This is a genomic window from Mesorhizobium neociceri, from assembly GCF_013520985.1.
Taxonomy (GTDB): domain Bacteria; phylum Pseudomonadota; class Alphaproteobacteria; order Rhizobiales; family Rhizobiaceae; genus Mesorhizobium; species Mesorhizobium neociceri.
In genome coordinates, this window is sequence record NZ_JACDTY010000002.1 from 518018 (window position 1) to 531088 (window position 13071).

Below are 13071 nucleotides of genomic sequence, written 5' to 3' on the forward strand. Positions count from 1 at the left end.
CGGAAAACCGGCGGGCCTATGTCCGCCGGCCTCGGGGCGGTTTTCATGCACGGCAACAGATTTCGGCATAATCTTCTGACGGCGCTGCTGCTCGCTCCGGCCACAGCGTGGCTGGTGGTGTTCCTGGTGCTGCCGTTCATCGCCATTGCCGTGTTCAGTGTCGGCGAGCGGGCGCCGGAGGGCGGCTACCAGGCCGCCTTCACGCTGGCGCAATATGCCAACCTGCCGGCAAGGGCGACCGCCTTCTGGAACACGATGATGCTGGCGCCGGTGGGAGCGCTCGCCTGTCTGCTCGTCGCCTACCCGGTCGCCTACTACCTCGCCCTAAAGGCGCCGCAGCGCTGGCGGCTGATCCTGCTTGCGCTCGTCGTCATTCCGTTTTGGACCAGCCTTTTGATGCGCACCTATGCCTGGATGTACATTCTGGGCGGACGCGGCATCCCGGCGCTGCTGGCATTTGTCGGCATCGAGGATGTCAGGCTGATCAACACACCGGGCGCCGTCCTGCTCGGCATCGTCTACGGCTATCTGCCGCTGATGATCCTGCCGATCTATGTCAGTCTCGAGCGGCTCGACCGGCGGCTGCTGGAGGCCTCCGCCGATCTCGGCGCGACGCCGTTCTCGACCTTTCTGGGCGTGACCCTGAAGCTGTCGCTGCCGGGCGTGATGACCGGCTTCTCGCTGGTCATGATCTTGCTGCTTGGCGAATACCTGATCCCGACGCTGCTTGGCGGCGGCAAGGTGTTCTTCATCGGCAACGCGCTGGTCGATCTGTTCCTGCAGTCGCGCAACTGGCCGTTCGGATCGGCCATCGCCATCACGCTGGTGGCCGTTTCGGTGGTGGTTCTGATCGCGGCAAACCGCATTTCGACACGGGTATCGGGCGCTCGCAGGGTGGATCTGATCTGATGCGCGCCTTCGTCACCGCCGTCTTCGCCTTCCTCTATCTGCCGATCGCGCTGGTCGTGCTGTTCTCGTTCAACGCCGGTCGTCACGCCAGTGAATTCACCGGTTTTTCGGTGCAGTGGTACGGCACGGCGCTGTCGAACCCGTTCCTGGTCGAGGCGCTGAAGAACAGCCTGTTCATCGCCACCACCAGCGCGCTTCTGGCGGCGGTGTGCGGCACGGCGGCGGCACTCGGCCTGTCGCGTGTCGGGCTCAGAACCCGGGCCGTCTTCGACGCGCTGATGGGTGCCGCGATCGTCGTTCCCGGCGTCGTCATCGGCATCTCGACGCTGGTTGCGCTGGTCCAGCTGTTTGGCGTGCTCAACCCGTTCCTCGCCTCGATCTGGCCTGACGACCAGCCGCCGCGCCTGTCGCTGGGCTATGGATCGATCATCGCCGCCCATGGCCTGTTCTCGATGGCGCTGGTGACGATGATCGTCGGCACGCGTCTCGCCAGCCTCGACCGTAATCTGGTCGAGGCTTCGAGCGATCTCTACGCCACGCCGCTGACGACGTTCCGTTCGATTGTCCTGCCGCAGATCATGCCGGCGGTGGTCGCCGGCTTCCTGCTTGCCTTCACCTTCTCCTTCGACGATTTCATCGTCGCCTTCTTCGTCGCCGGCGCGCAGACGACACTGCCGATCTATGTCTTCGCCTCGATCCGGCGCGGCGTCACACCGGAAATCAATGCCATCGCCACCATCGTGCTCGTCGCCTCGGTCCTGCTCGTGGTGCTTGCCCAATGGCAGTTGCGCCAGCGCAAGCCGTCAAACTGAAAGCCGAGATCATGATCCTCACAGACCGCATCGCCGTGGTGACGGGCGCTGGCTCCGGCATCGGTCGTGCCGGCGCCATGATCATGGCCAGGGAAGGCGCGCTGGTGGTTATCGCCGACCGGGATCAGGCCAGCGGCGAGTCGACAGCGGCGGACATCCGCGCTACGGGTGGGCGCGCCGAGGCGATTGTCACCGACGTCTCTGACGACGCGGCGGTCGGGCAGCTCATCACGGGCACACTCGGCAAATATGGCCGCATCGACATCCTGCACAATCACGCCGGCATCCAGGTCGGCGGGGCGCTGACCGAGGTCGAAGTCGATGGCATGGATGCGTCCTGGCGCATCAATGTGCGGGCGCAGTTCCTGGCGGCCCGTCTGGTCATGCCGGCGATGGTCACGCAAGGCGGCGGCGTCATCCTCAACACGGCCTCGAATTCGGGCGTGTTCTACGACCGCGAAATGATCGCCTATGCCACCTCCAAACATGCGGTGGTGGCGATGACCAGGCAGATGTCGCTCGACTATGCCCGGCACAATGTCCGCGTCAACGCGCTCTGCCCCGGCTGGGTCGACACGCCATTCAACGAGCCGTTCATCGCCCAGATGGGCGGACGCGAAGCGATCGAAACCTATGTCCGCACCAAGATCCCGATGGGGCGCTGGGCGAGCGCCGAAGAGATCGCCGAAGCGATCCTGTTCCTCGTCTCCGACCGCTCATCCTTCATGACCGGCCAGGCGCTGGTCATCGACGGTGGCGAGAGCATCGGCTGAGCAAGGGCTTCTCTGCCCAAGCGAGAAGGCGGAATTTGCCTTCTGGCTCAATCGCTGCCTGCCCGTCCTCCCTTGCCATCATGTCGCATTTCGTCCAATAGAACGACGCAAACGCCGCGAAACCGAAGGTTTTGCCGTTTGGAAGTGCGGCTTCCGGCCTCGTTGCCGACGCGCCGCAATCGGAAAGAGCAGGACAATGTCTGCGATCGAAGCCGGCGCTCATGCGCCGGAAAATCTTTGGCGTCAGGAAATCAGGGCGACACTGGCGCTGGCCTGGCCGATGGTGCTGACCAATCTCGGCCAGACGGCGATGACCGCCACCGACGTCATGATGATGGGGCGTCTGGGCGCGGACACGCTGGCCAGCGGCGCACTTGGCGCCAATCTCTATTTCATGCCGCTGATCTTCGGCCTCGGCCTGATGCTTGCAACCTCGCCCATGATGGCGACCGAGCTTGGCCGCCGCCGTTATTCGGTGCGCGACCTGCGCCGCACCGTGCGCCAGGGCCTGTGGCTGGCGATCCTGATCTCGATCCCGATCTGGATCGTCCTCTGGCATGGCGAAGCCATTCTGCTGGCCATGGGACAGGAGCCGGCGCTCGCCCATCAAGCCGGTATCTATCTGCGTTGGCTCGAATGGGCGGTGCTGCCTTTCTACGGCTACATCGTGCTGCGCTCCTTCATCTCGGCGATGGAGCGCCCCGGCTGGGCGCTGGTCATCGTCTTCGTTGCCGTCGCCTGCAACGTGCTCTTCAACTGGGTTTTCATGTTCGGAAATCTCGGTGTTCCAGCAATGGGTATCGCCGGCTCCGGCCTGGCCACAACGCTGTCGAGCATGCTGATGTTCGTTGGCATGGCGGCGGTGGTAATGCTGGAGAAGAAGTTCCGCCGCTACCGGCTGTTCGGCCGTTTCTGGCGTTCCGACTGGCCGCGCTTCAAGGGCCTGTTGCGGCTTGGCCTACCGATCGCCGGCATCCTTGCCTTCGAGGTGACCATCTTCAACGCAGCCGCGCTCCTGATGGGCCTGATCGATGCGGATTCGCTGGCAGCGCACGCCATCGCCATCCAGATCGCCTCGATCTCCTTCATGGTGCCGCTCGGCCTCAACCAGGCCGTGACGGTGCGCGTCGGCCTTGCCCATGGCGCCGGCAACCCGGCAGGCGTTTCGCGCGCCGGCTGGACCGCCTTCGTCATCGGCGTCTCGTTCATGGCGCTGATGGGTCTGGTGATGGTGCTGTGGCCACATGCGCTGATCAGCGCCTTCATCGATATGACCGATCCGGTCAATGCCAGGGTGATCGCGCTTGCCGTGTCATTCCTGGCCTTTGCCGCGCTGTTTCAGATTTTCGACGGCGCGCAGGCCGTTGCCGCCGGCATGCTGCGTGGCCTGCACGACACCAAGGTGCCGATGATCTATGCCGCCATCGGCTACTGGGGCATCGGCCTGCCGCTCGGCGTGCTGCTCGCCTTCCATTTCGGCCTGCACGGCGTCGGCATCTGGATTGGCCTGGCCTCCGGGCTGGCGGTGGTGGCGGTGCTGCTCCTGGCTCGCTGGCTGCGGCGCGACCGCCTGGCGCCACCGCTCGTTTTCGGGCATTGAAAGCAAAACGGCTGCAGGTTGCCAGGTGGCCGTCAGTCCCAGCGCTAATTAGTCGGCGCCTTCATATCCCAAGAAACGTCCGCTAGGGTTAGGCGCGGCGCCTTGGTGTGGAGTCCTGATTCCAGCGAGCGTCATGTTCCGACCGACCATCTTGTGCGCTCGATCGACCGCTTCGTAGACCTGTCTGGCCTGCGCTTGCATCTGCGGCCCTTCTACAGTGAACTCGGTCGTAGCGAGGTATGGAAGAGCAAGGGTCCGGGAAATCTCGTGTGGCGCTACAAAGGTCAGGTTTGGCCGGACACGTCTGAAGCCGCGCGTCTCACAGGCCCGGCGGCTCCGCCTACGGCAAGCAACGAGGTAAACATGCGCGCGTAGTTTTCCGCCTGCACGCCCCAATCCCACTCTCGGATCGTCTCGATCATGCGGACGGCCATCCGCGACCGGAGCGATGGCGTGTCCCGCAACAGGGCGAGCTTGTTCGCAAGCCCCTCCGCAGTTCCATCGAAGAACAGCCCGTTGTCGCCATCGCGAATCAGCTGGGGCATGTTTCCCACAGGGGTCGTCACCAAAGGGACGCCGCAAGCCGCCGCCTCCAAGCAAGGATTGGGAGTGCCTTCGCTGCGACTGGCGCAGACATAAACGTCGAGATCCCGATAGAAGTCGAGCATCTCGTCATGGTTACGCCAGTATTGCTCCCGAACCGCAGTCAGTAGTCGCACGTCCGGCACGGCAGCGACCGCGGGCTCGATGACGTCGTGGAAGCCGCGATGGGCCGGACCATGGTTGCTGAGACTTCCCGCCCATCCGACGCGAAGCTCGCCGGAATAGGGTTGTGGCTCTTGTGCGGGACAAAAGAATGTCGTGTCGACTCCATTGGGCGTGTAGTGGACCGGAACACGCAGTAGAGGACCGTATTCGTGCTCGAGCTTCCGATTGTTAACAAAGACAGCGCGCGCCAGCCGATGCAGGGTAGCGAGCCCGGGCTCTCGGAATTCGCCCTCCAGCTCTCTGTGGCTGCAGACCCCGATGAGCAGCCTGTCAGACCGCCGGGCGAGGGCCGATTCCGGCAGGGGCAGCTTCGAGATCTGAAACCAATAGAATATGAGCACGATGTCCGCCGCGTTCACGTCGGCCTCAGTCACATCATGCTGAAATCGTTCGACGATCTCGAACCTTCCTTTCAGAACGCGCTGGAGATTTTGGGTCTTGCGATCGATCGCCCAACCGGGTCGGTCCGCAATCGCCAGGATGCGGGGGAGGTGTACATCGCTCACGTGGCGTACCGCGCAAGCCAGTGCGCCAACCATGGATTGACCTCGTCCAGATCGTCGTCCGTCGCAGTGGTGCGCACCTGGGTAGTATCCGGCAGCTGGATATCCTCTGGTCGCAAGCGGGGTCGCCATCCGTGCCAACCACGACCATCGACCTCCTCGCTCAGGTACCGGCGGCCAGCATACTTGCGCGCGGCGTGCTCTGCGCTCAGGAACAGATAATGCTTCATGCGAAAACGCTCGGGGGAGAGCCTCACCGGACCCTCGAAGCGTATGCGATGGCCGCCTGACCACGCAATCTCCATGGGGCCGTCCTGTTTCTTGTACGCACGGACGCAGTGTGGGGAGCACGGCCGGAACGGGTAGTAGGTGCGCAGCGTGTGTTGATAATTGGGATTGTCGTGATCGAGGGCTTCCCTCGTAGGAATGAACGTGAACTCGGAAGACTCGATCGCATTGAAGCCGAGTGCGTCGGCTGCCGCAATGGCGGAGACCAACGATGAGTACGAAGTCGGCGGAAGGTGGATCTCGTCAGCGTCAACATGCATGAACCAGTCTGCTTCGAGAGACTGAAAAAGTTCCTCTTTGCGACGAAGAAGCTGCTCCCAGCAATACCAGCCGCTATGCGGGATGCTTTCGAATCCTATCAATCCGGCCCCGCGGTAGCTCTGGGCAATCTCAAGCGTTCGGTCCGTCGACTGATTGTCGCAAATGTAGACCTGCACGCCTTGACGAAAGAGGTTCTCGAGACATCCGGCGACGAACCGTTCTTCGTTCCGTGTTGTAAGGACCGCGACGACTCGTGGGGAGTTTCGATCACGCGCAGCATGCGCAATGTGGCTGTTGAGATCGACCAAGTCCCTCAATCCTTCGTTGTGTGCTTCCGGATGCCATGCTGGCCGGTCAACTGATATGGCGCAGTTAATGAACTTGGCCGAAATGACAAGTCTAAAAGACTCAGAGCGGACCTGCCAAGGCCATCACCTGGAGTCCAACACGCTCATATCGGTTCCCGTCGCGATCGCAAGTCTGAGGGATATCCGTATTCGGAGACAGGCAAAACGGCCGCTTATGGCGGATAGTGTTGAAGAAGTCAGCTCGTATCCGCGGGCCGGGTCGATGAGCTTCGCGTCGCGAGGAGAGCGCATGCCGCCGGACTATGCCGGCCAGATCACCACGCAGGGCAGTCGCACGGCCTCAGCGCTCGTATCGGCGGCGAGTTCTGAGATCGCCGCGACCGCGGCAGCATGCTGCTTGCGGTCGCCATAGTACGATGCCCGACGTGCGCGCACCAAGGTGCCGATGATCTATGCCGCGATCGGCTATTGGGGCATCGGCCTGCCGCTCGGCGTGCTGCTCGCCTTCCATTTCGGCCTCGACGGTGTCGGCATCTGGATCGGCCTCGCCTCGGGTCTGGCCGTGGTGGCGGCGCTGCTCCTGGCCCGCTGGCTCAGGCGCGACCGCATAGCGCCACCGCTTGTCTTCGGCCATTGAAAACGAAACGGCGACCGGACAATTCCGGCGGCCACTTCGTTTTGCCAGTTCGCTCAATTCCCCTCCGACGACATCGCGCCGAGCAGCCTGCGGATATCGCCGAACCTGGCGATCGCGCCGAACACCAGTGCCGCCACCGCAACGAAGAACACCGACACCGCGGCCATGGTCGGCGTGTAGCCGTAGCGCAGCGCGTTGAAGATCTTGATCGGCAGCGTTTCTGTGGTGAAGCCGATCGTCATATAGGCGACGATGTATTCGTTGAGCGACAGCACGAAGGCGAAGGCATAGCCCGAGACGAGGTAAGGCAGGATCAGCGGCAGCACCACCGTCTTCAGCACCGTGCGGTCGTCGGCGCCCATGGTCGCGGCGGCCTCGACCAGCGAGCGGTCGATCGAGGCAAAGCCCAGCGACAGCGTCACCAGCGGCAGCGTCACGAAGAAGATGGCGTGGCTGACGATGGCGGTGAAGAACTGGCCGAACAGCCCGACCGTCGCCCAGAAGCTGAGAAAGCCGAGCGCGGTGATGACCGGCGGCAGGATGAAGGGCGCCAACCCCAGCACCTGGAAAATGTTCGCCCATGGCGCAATGCGTCGCCACAGGAACCAGGCCAGCGGCAGCGCGACCGCAACGGCAATCGCGGCCGAACAGACGGCGAGCGTCACCGAATGGATCAGCGCCAGCCGCCATTCCGGGTCGGTGAAGATCTGGGCGTACCAGGCGAGCGAGAAGCCGACCGGCGGGAAGGAGAGCTCCTGGCGCGAATTCACCGACACGCCGGCGACGACAATGAGCGGCGCCGCCAGGAACAAAGCGACAATGGTGAAATAGACACGGCGCAGCAAGGTCGCGGTCATAGTGCGTTCTCCCGGCGTCCGACGAGCAGCGTCAGTCCGACCAGCGCCAGCGAGATCAGTACCAGGAATACCGCCATCGCGGCTCCAAACGGCATGTTGGACTGGTAGATCGCCTGGTCGGTGATCAGCACGGACAGCGTCCAGTGTTGCGGCCGTCCCAGAATCTGCGGCAAAAGATAGGAGCCGAGCGCAAAGACGAAGACCATGATCAGCGTCGCCACGATGGTGTTGCGCAGCGCCGGCGCGACGACATTGAAGAAGGCCCGGATTGGCGAAGCGCCGAGCGTGCGCGCCGCTTCGAGCAATGTCGGATCGAAGCGGACCAAAGCGGGGTAAAGCACCAGGATGGTGTAGGGCAACGCCTGGTAGACCATGCCGGTCAGCACCGCGCCAAAGGTCGGCAGCAGCGCCACTGGCTTGTCCATCAGCCCGATCGCCACGAACAGATTGGTGATCCCGGCGGTGCGCGAAAACAGTGTCGACCAGGCAAAGCCGATAATGACCTCCGACAGCGACAGCACCGACAAGAGGCCGACCAGCCACAGTGTCTGCACCCGACGCGGCCGCCGGGTCAAAAGGTAGGTGAAGGGAAAGGCGATGGCCACGCAGCAGACGGCGACCAGCACCGCCAGCATCAGCGAAAAGCCGAGCACGCCACCGAAGAACACCGACAGGAAGCGGGCGTAATTGTCGAAGACGAAGTCCGGCGTGTAGAAACCGGACGGATTGCGCTTGAAGAAGCTGACCGCGATCATCGTCGAGAACGGCACGACGAAGAATACGATCAGCATCAGCGCCGGAAAGAACAGCGGCGTGTAGTCGGCTACCGATTTCGGGGCTTCGCGTCTCATGCGCCGAGCACCACGCAGCTGGCCGGTGGCAGCGTGACGCCGACCTTGGCGCCGACCGGCACGTCATGCCGTTCGCGTGGCGTCGTCACCGCGATGATGCTGGTGCCGCCGACGTCGACGAAGGTCTCGATGGTGCCGCCGAGATCGCGCACGAAACTCACCTCGCCGGTGATGGCCAAGCCGCCGGGGCTGCCCAGATGCACATCCTCGGGACGCACAGAGACAGACGCCTTGGTCTGGCCCGCCGGCATGGCAAGGCCTGGAATGGCGGTGCCGAGGATGGTGGTACGCCCGGTGCTGTCGATTTCGGCCGGCAGCAGATTGGTGATGCCGATGAAGTCGGCGACGAAGGCGTCGGCCGGCTTGCGGTAGATTTCGATCGGCGGCGCCGCCTGCAGGATCTTGCCATGGCCCATGACGACGACGAGGTCGGCCATGGTCATGGCTTCGCGCTGGTCGTGAGTGACGACGATGGTGGTGATGCCGAGCCGCTGCTGCAGCTGGCGCAGTTCCACCTGCATGGCCTCGCGCAGTTTGGCGTCGAGCGCCGACAGTGGCTCGTCGAGCAGGAACAGTTTCGGCGACAGCGCAAGCGCGCGGGCAATCGCCACGCGCTGGCGCTGGCCGCCCGACAGTTTCGCCACCGGACGGTCGGCAAAGCCGGTCAGATGGATCAGGCTCAGCAATTCGTCGACGCGCTTCTTCTGCCCGTCCTTCGAGGCGCCGCGAATGCGCAGCGCATAGGCGATGTTGTCACCGACGGAGAGATGCGGAAACAGCGCCAGCGACTGGAACACCATGCCGAGATTGCGCTTGTGCGTCGGCAGCGGGGTGATGTCCTCGCCGTCGAGCACGATGGCGCCGCTGGTCGGCTCTTCCAAGCCGGCGATCATGCGCAGCAGCGTGGTCTTGCCGCAGCCGGACGGGCCTAGCAGGCACACGAACGTGCCATGCGGCACGTTGAGCTGGACATTGTCGACGGCGGCGAAATTGCCGAACATCTTGGTGATGGCGTTGATGTCTAGTCCGGACATGAGTTGATCCTGTAAACCGGAGGATATTGCGAATGGCACTGCTTCCCCGCTCCGCGATGCGAAAGGGAATTCGGCGATCGGCGGCCTCTCCCTGTCAGGGGAGAGGCATTATGCGAGGTCAGGCGAGCTCTTAGGCGCTCACCCGACGATCAGCTCGGTCCACTTCTGGTTGATCCAGTCGGCCTTCGACGTATAGAGGTCGTAACGCGGGATGATCGGATCGATGTCCGACGACACTGCGGCGAACTCTTCCGGCTTGAGGTCGAGCACTTCTTTCTTCAGCGTCGGCGTGGTGCCGACCTTGCGCGACATCACGCCCTGCATAGACGGCTGGCTCATATAGTCGATGAAGACATGCGCCTCGTCGACCTTGGTCGAGGCGCGCGACAGCACCCAATTGCCGGAATCCTGGATGCCGCCTTCCTTCGGGAAGGTCGAGCGGACGTGGAAGCCGTCGGCGACCGCCAGCCCGGTCACATCGTGATAGTATTGGCCCATCGGGATCTCGCCCGACTTCAGCGCTTGTTCGAACTGCGCTTCGTCGCGATACCAGAGGCGGACATTCGGCTTGACCTCGGCAAGTTTCTCGAACGCCTTGTTCAGCCCCTCTTCGGTGTCGAGCGCGTTGGTGCCGCCCATGAAAGTCTTGGCTGTCACTTCGAGCAGGAACGAGTTGGAGGCAAGCGCCAAAAGGCCAAGCTTGTCCTCGTTGGCCTTGTCCCACAGGGCCGCCCACGATGTCGGCGCATCCTTGTAGACGTCGGTGTTGCTGACCAACGTGATCCACCAGGCGACGGCGCCGATGCCGGCGACGCGGCCATCCGGGTATTTGTTGATGAAGCGCGGCAGCAGGTCGCCATAGTGCTTGAACTTCGACGTATCGAGCGGCGTCCACAATTCCGTCGACTGGCCCTTCAGCGTCGAGGTCTGCGACATCATCGAAAGGTCGGCCGGCGCCTGACCGGCCTTGGCCGCTTGCTCCAGCTGCACCAGCCAGGCCTCGCCGGTCGGCTCGGCGACCGATTCCACGGCAATGCCGGTTGCCTTGGTGAAGTCGGGGAAGACGTGCTCGTCGAAGGATTTCTTGAAGTAGCCGCCATAGACGCCGACCTTCAGCGACTTGTCCTGCGCCCTCAGGATCGACGGCATGGCGAGCACGCCTGATATGGCGAGGCCCGCGCCAAGCACGCCGCGCCGTGTCAGGGATTTTCCGATCAGTCTGTTCATCCGATTTCTCCTCAGTTGATGCCGGCTATGCCGGCAGGTTCCCTTCACACACTGTCCGCCGCCTGGCGTCAGTGGGCCGCCGCTCGTTGTTCGAGCGTACGGGCGTATTGCGTCAGTGGAAAGCACATGACGAAGAAGATCAGCGCCACCAGCCCGTAAACCTTGAACGGTTCGAAGGTGGCGTTGTTGATGGCGTTGGAGGTCCTGACCAGTTCCTCGAAGCCGATGATCGAGGTCAGCGCCGTCGATTTGATCAATTGCACCAGGAAGCCGACGATCGGCGCCCTTGTGATCGAGAAGGCCTGCGGCAGGATGACGAGCCTCAGCTCCTGCAGCCGGTGCAGGCCAAGGCTGGCGCCGGCGTCCCATTGCCCGCGCGGCAGCGCGTCGACGCCGCTGCGCCAGATCTCGGCAAGATAGGCGCTGGCGAAGAAGGTGAGACCGAGCACCGCGGCCGTCCACGGCTCGATGCGCAGGCCGAGCATCGGCAGGCCGAAGAACATCAGGAACAGCTGCATCAACAGCGGCGTGCCCTGGAACAGCGCTATGTAGCCGGAAGCGATGCGCCGGCTCCATTTATTTTCCGCGATGCGGAAAAACAGCACGATCAGGCCGACCAGCGCGCCGCCGACGAAGGCTGCCAGCGACAACAGCACCGTCCAGCGCGCGGCGAGCAAGAGGTTGCGAACGATGTCCCAGAAGGTGAATTCGATCATGACACGCCAGCCCCCAAGACGCGGCGCCCACCTGTGACCAGTCCCCGGCGCAATGCCATCGACAAAGCGAGATAGACCAAGGTCACGACAAAATAGGTCTCGAAGGAACGGAAGGTGCGCGCCTGCAGCATGTCGGCCTCGTAGGTCAGCTCGCGCACCGCGATCTGCGACACCACGGCCGATTCCAGCATCATGATGACGATCTGGCTGGTCAGCGCGGGGTAGATCACCTTCAGCGCCTGCGGCAGCACGATCTTGATGAACACCTGGCGTGGCCGAAGCCCCAGTGAAAGAGCGGCTTCCGTCTGCCCGCCGGGCACGGCATCGAGACCGGCGCCGACGATTTCAATGGTGTAGGCCGCCATGTTGAGCGTCATTGCCAGCATGGCGGCCAGGATCGGATCGAGCCTTATGCCGAGGCTGGGCAGCCCGAAGAAGATGAAGAACAGCTGCACCAGGAACGGCGTGTTGCGCATCACCTCGACATAGACCGCGATGGCGCGCTTCACGACTACCGGGCCGTTGCGCCGGCCGGCAGCGCCGAGGATGCTGAGCAGCGTACCCACGAGCGTGGTCACGACGATCAACAGGATCGTCGTGAGCGCGCCACGCGCGATGTCGCCCAGGGCGCCTGCAAGCCAGCCAAAGGCCACGGCAACTCAATCCTTGAGGTTGTCGGGGTTGAGCGGCGTCTTCAGCCAGGCCTTCGAGCTCTCGTCGAGCTTGCCGTCGGCCAGCATCTTGGCGACCGCATCATTGACCGCCGCCTTCAGACGGTCCTCTTTCTTGTTGAGGCCGATATGGGAGGGTGAGGTCAAAAGCTGGAACTTCTGCTCCGGCTTCAGCGCGTCCTGCTTGGCCAGCACCTGGGCGCCGACGTCGTTGCCGACCACCATCAGCTGGGTCTGACCGGAGATGAAGGCCTGGATGACGGAGTTGTAGTTGTCGAAGCGCTTGATGTCGGCCGATGCCGGCGCCGCTTCAGTCAGCGAGGTGTCCTCAAGGGTGCCGCGATTGACGGCGATCGACTTGTCGGCGAGGTCTTCCTTGCCTTTGACCGAAAGTGCTGCCGGACCGATGACGGCGATGTAATAGGGCGCATAAGCGGCGGCGAAGTCGATCACCTCCTCGCGCTCCTTGGAGTAGCCGACGCTCATCAAAATATCGACGCGCTTGTCGGTGAGATACGGGATGCGGTTCTGGCCGGTGACGCTGACCAGATTGAGTTTCACCTTCAAGGAATCGGCGATCGCCTGGGCGACGTCGACGTCATAGCCCTTGATGCTCATATCGGCGCTGGCCGAGGAGAAGGGCGGGAAGTCGGAGAAGATGCCGACATTGATGGCGCCGGCCTTGGTGATGTCGTCGACGGCGTCGGCATGCGCCTGCGCGGTAAGGCCGAGGCCGGCGAGCATCAGCGCGGCGGCGACGGTTGATTTCATGTGAAAATTCATTGTGGTTCCCTTCTGGAAGCTTGTTTGTTTTGAAACGGCCGCCGGCTCCAGCGCGGCGGCCGCCTTTGCATGT

General features: G+C 63.2%; 13 protein-coding genes and 1 pseudogene. 5 read left to right on the forward strand and 9 right to left on the reverse strand.

Annotated features, from left to right (window positions below; all coding sequences use genetic code 11):
• The first annotated feature begins 45 nt into the window (after positions 1–45).
• The 4 genes from H0241_RS06545 (at position 46) to H0241_RS06560 (ending at position 4094) form a co-directional block, all read left to right on the forward strand.
• Positions 46–909, forward strand: a complete 864-nt coding sequence (locus H0241_RS06545) for an ABC transporter permease (protein ID WP_235984050.1) — start codon at positions 46–48, stop codon at positions 907–909.
• A complete protein-coding gene (locus H0241_RS06550; RefSeq protein ID WP_181056589.1) occupies positions 909–1721 on the forward strand; it encodes an ABC transporter permease in 813 nt (270 codons plus the stop codon). Before H0241_RS06545 ends, H0241_RS06550 begins: the two co-directional genes overlap by 1 nt.
• A gap of 11 nt (positions 1722–1732) precedes the next feature.
• Complete coding sequence (locus H0241_RS06555) at positions 1733–2494, forward strand: SDR family NAD(P)-dependent oxidoreductase (protein WP_181056855.1); 762 nt, start codon at positions 1733–1735, stop codon at positions 2492–2494.
• Between the two features lie 196 nt (positions 2495–2690).
• Positions 2691–4094 (forward strand): MATE family efflux transporter, encoded by a 1404-nt coding sequence (locus H0241_RS06560; protein ID WP_181056590.1) that lies wholly within the window; start codon positions 2691–2693, stop codon positions 4092–4094.
• Between the two features lie 284 nt (positions 4095–4378).
• Here H0241_RS06560 and H0241_RS06565 read toward each other — a convergent pair whose 3' ends face one another.
• Positions 4379–5401 (reverse strand): glycosyltransferase family 4 protein, encoded by a 1023-nt coding sequence (locus tag H0241_RS06565; RefSeq protein ID WP_181056591.1) that lies wholly within the window; start codon positions 5399–5401, stop codon positions 4379–4381.
• Positions 5365–6222, reverse strand: a complete 858-nt coding sequence (locus H0241_RS06570) for a glycosyltransferase family 2 protein (protein ID WP_235984052.1) — start codon at positions 6220–6222, stop codon at positions 5365–5367. Before H0241_RS06570 ends, H0241_RS06565 begins: the two co-directional genes overlap by 37 nt.
• A 433-nt stretch (positions 6223–6655) precedes the next feature.
• Here H0241_RS06570 and H0241_RS06575 point away from each other — a divergent pair.
• A pseudogene (locus tag H0241_RS06575) lies at positions 6656–6859 on the forward strand (MATE family efflux transporter); the annotation flags it as partial.
• 53 nt (positions 6860–6912) lie between these two features.
• Here the strand turns inward: H0241_RS06575 and H0241_RS06580 are convergent.
• The 7 genes from H0241_RS06580 to H0241_RS06610 form a co-directional block, all read right to left on the reverse strand.
• The gene (locus H0241_RS06580; RefSeq protein WP_181056593.1) at positions 6913–7716 is read right to left on the reverse strand and encodes an ABC transporter permease; all 804 of its coding nucleotides are present in this window, start codon (positions 7714–7716) and stop codon (positions 6913–6915) included.
• Complete coding sequence (locus tag H0241_RS06585; protein ID WP_181056594.1) at positions 7713–8567, reverse strand: ABC transporter permease; 855 nt, start codon at positions 8565–8567, stop codon at positions 7713–7715. The genes H0241_RS06580 and H0241_RS06585 overlap by 4 nt, the downstream gene beginning before the upstream one ends.
• On the reverse strand, positions 8564–9601 hold the full coding sequence (locus H0241_RS06590) for an ABC transporter ATP-binding protein (RefSeq protein WP_181056595.1): 1038 nt from the start codon (positions 9599–9601) through the stop codon (positions 8564–8566). Before H0241_RS06590 ends, H0241_RS06585 begins: the two co-directional genes overlap by 4 nt.
• 138 nt (positions 9602–9739) lie before the next feature.
• The gene (locus H0241_RS06595; protein ID WP_407941723.1) at positions 9740–10828 is read right to left on the reverse strand and encodes an ABC transporter substrate-binding protein; all 1089 of its coding nucleotides are present in this window, start codon (positions 10826–10828) and stop codon (positions 9740–9742) included.
• A gap of 68 nt (positions 10829–10896) precedes the next feature.
• Entirely contained in the window at positions 10897–11544 is a 648-nt protein-coding gene (locus tag H0241_RS06600; protein ID WP_181056596.1) for an amino acid ABC transporter permease, read from the reverse strand.
• Positions 11541–12197, reverse strand: coding sequence for an amino acid ABC transporter permease (locus H0241_RS06605; protein WP_181056597.1), 657 nt, complete (start codon positions 12195–12197; stop codon positions 11541–11543). Before H0241_RS06605 ends, H0241_RS06600 begins: the two co-directional genes overlap by 4 nt.
• A gap of 6 nt (positions 12198–12203) precedes the next feature.
• The gene (locus H0241_RS06610; RefSeq protein WP_407941724.1) at positions 12204–12986 is read right to left on the reverse strand and encodes a transporter substrate-binding domain-containing protein; all 783 of its coding nucleotides are present in this window, start codon (positions 12984–12986) and stop codon (positions 12204–12206) included.
• Positions 12987–13071 lie beyond the last annotated feature (85 nt).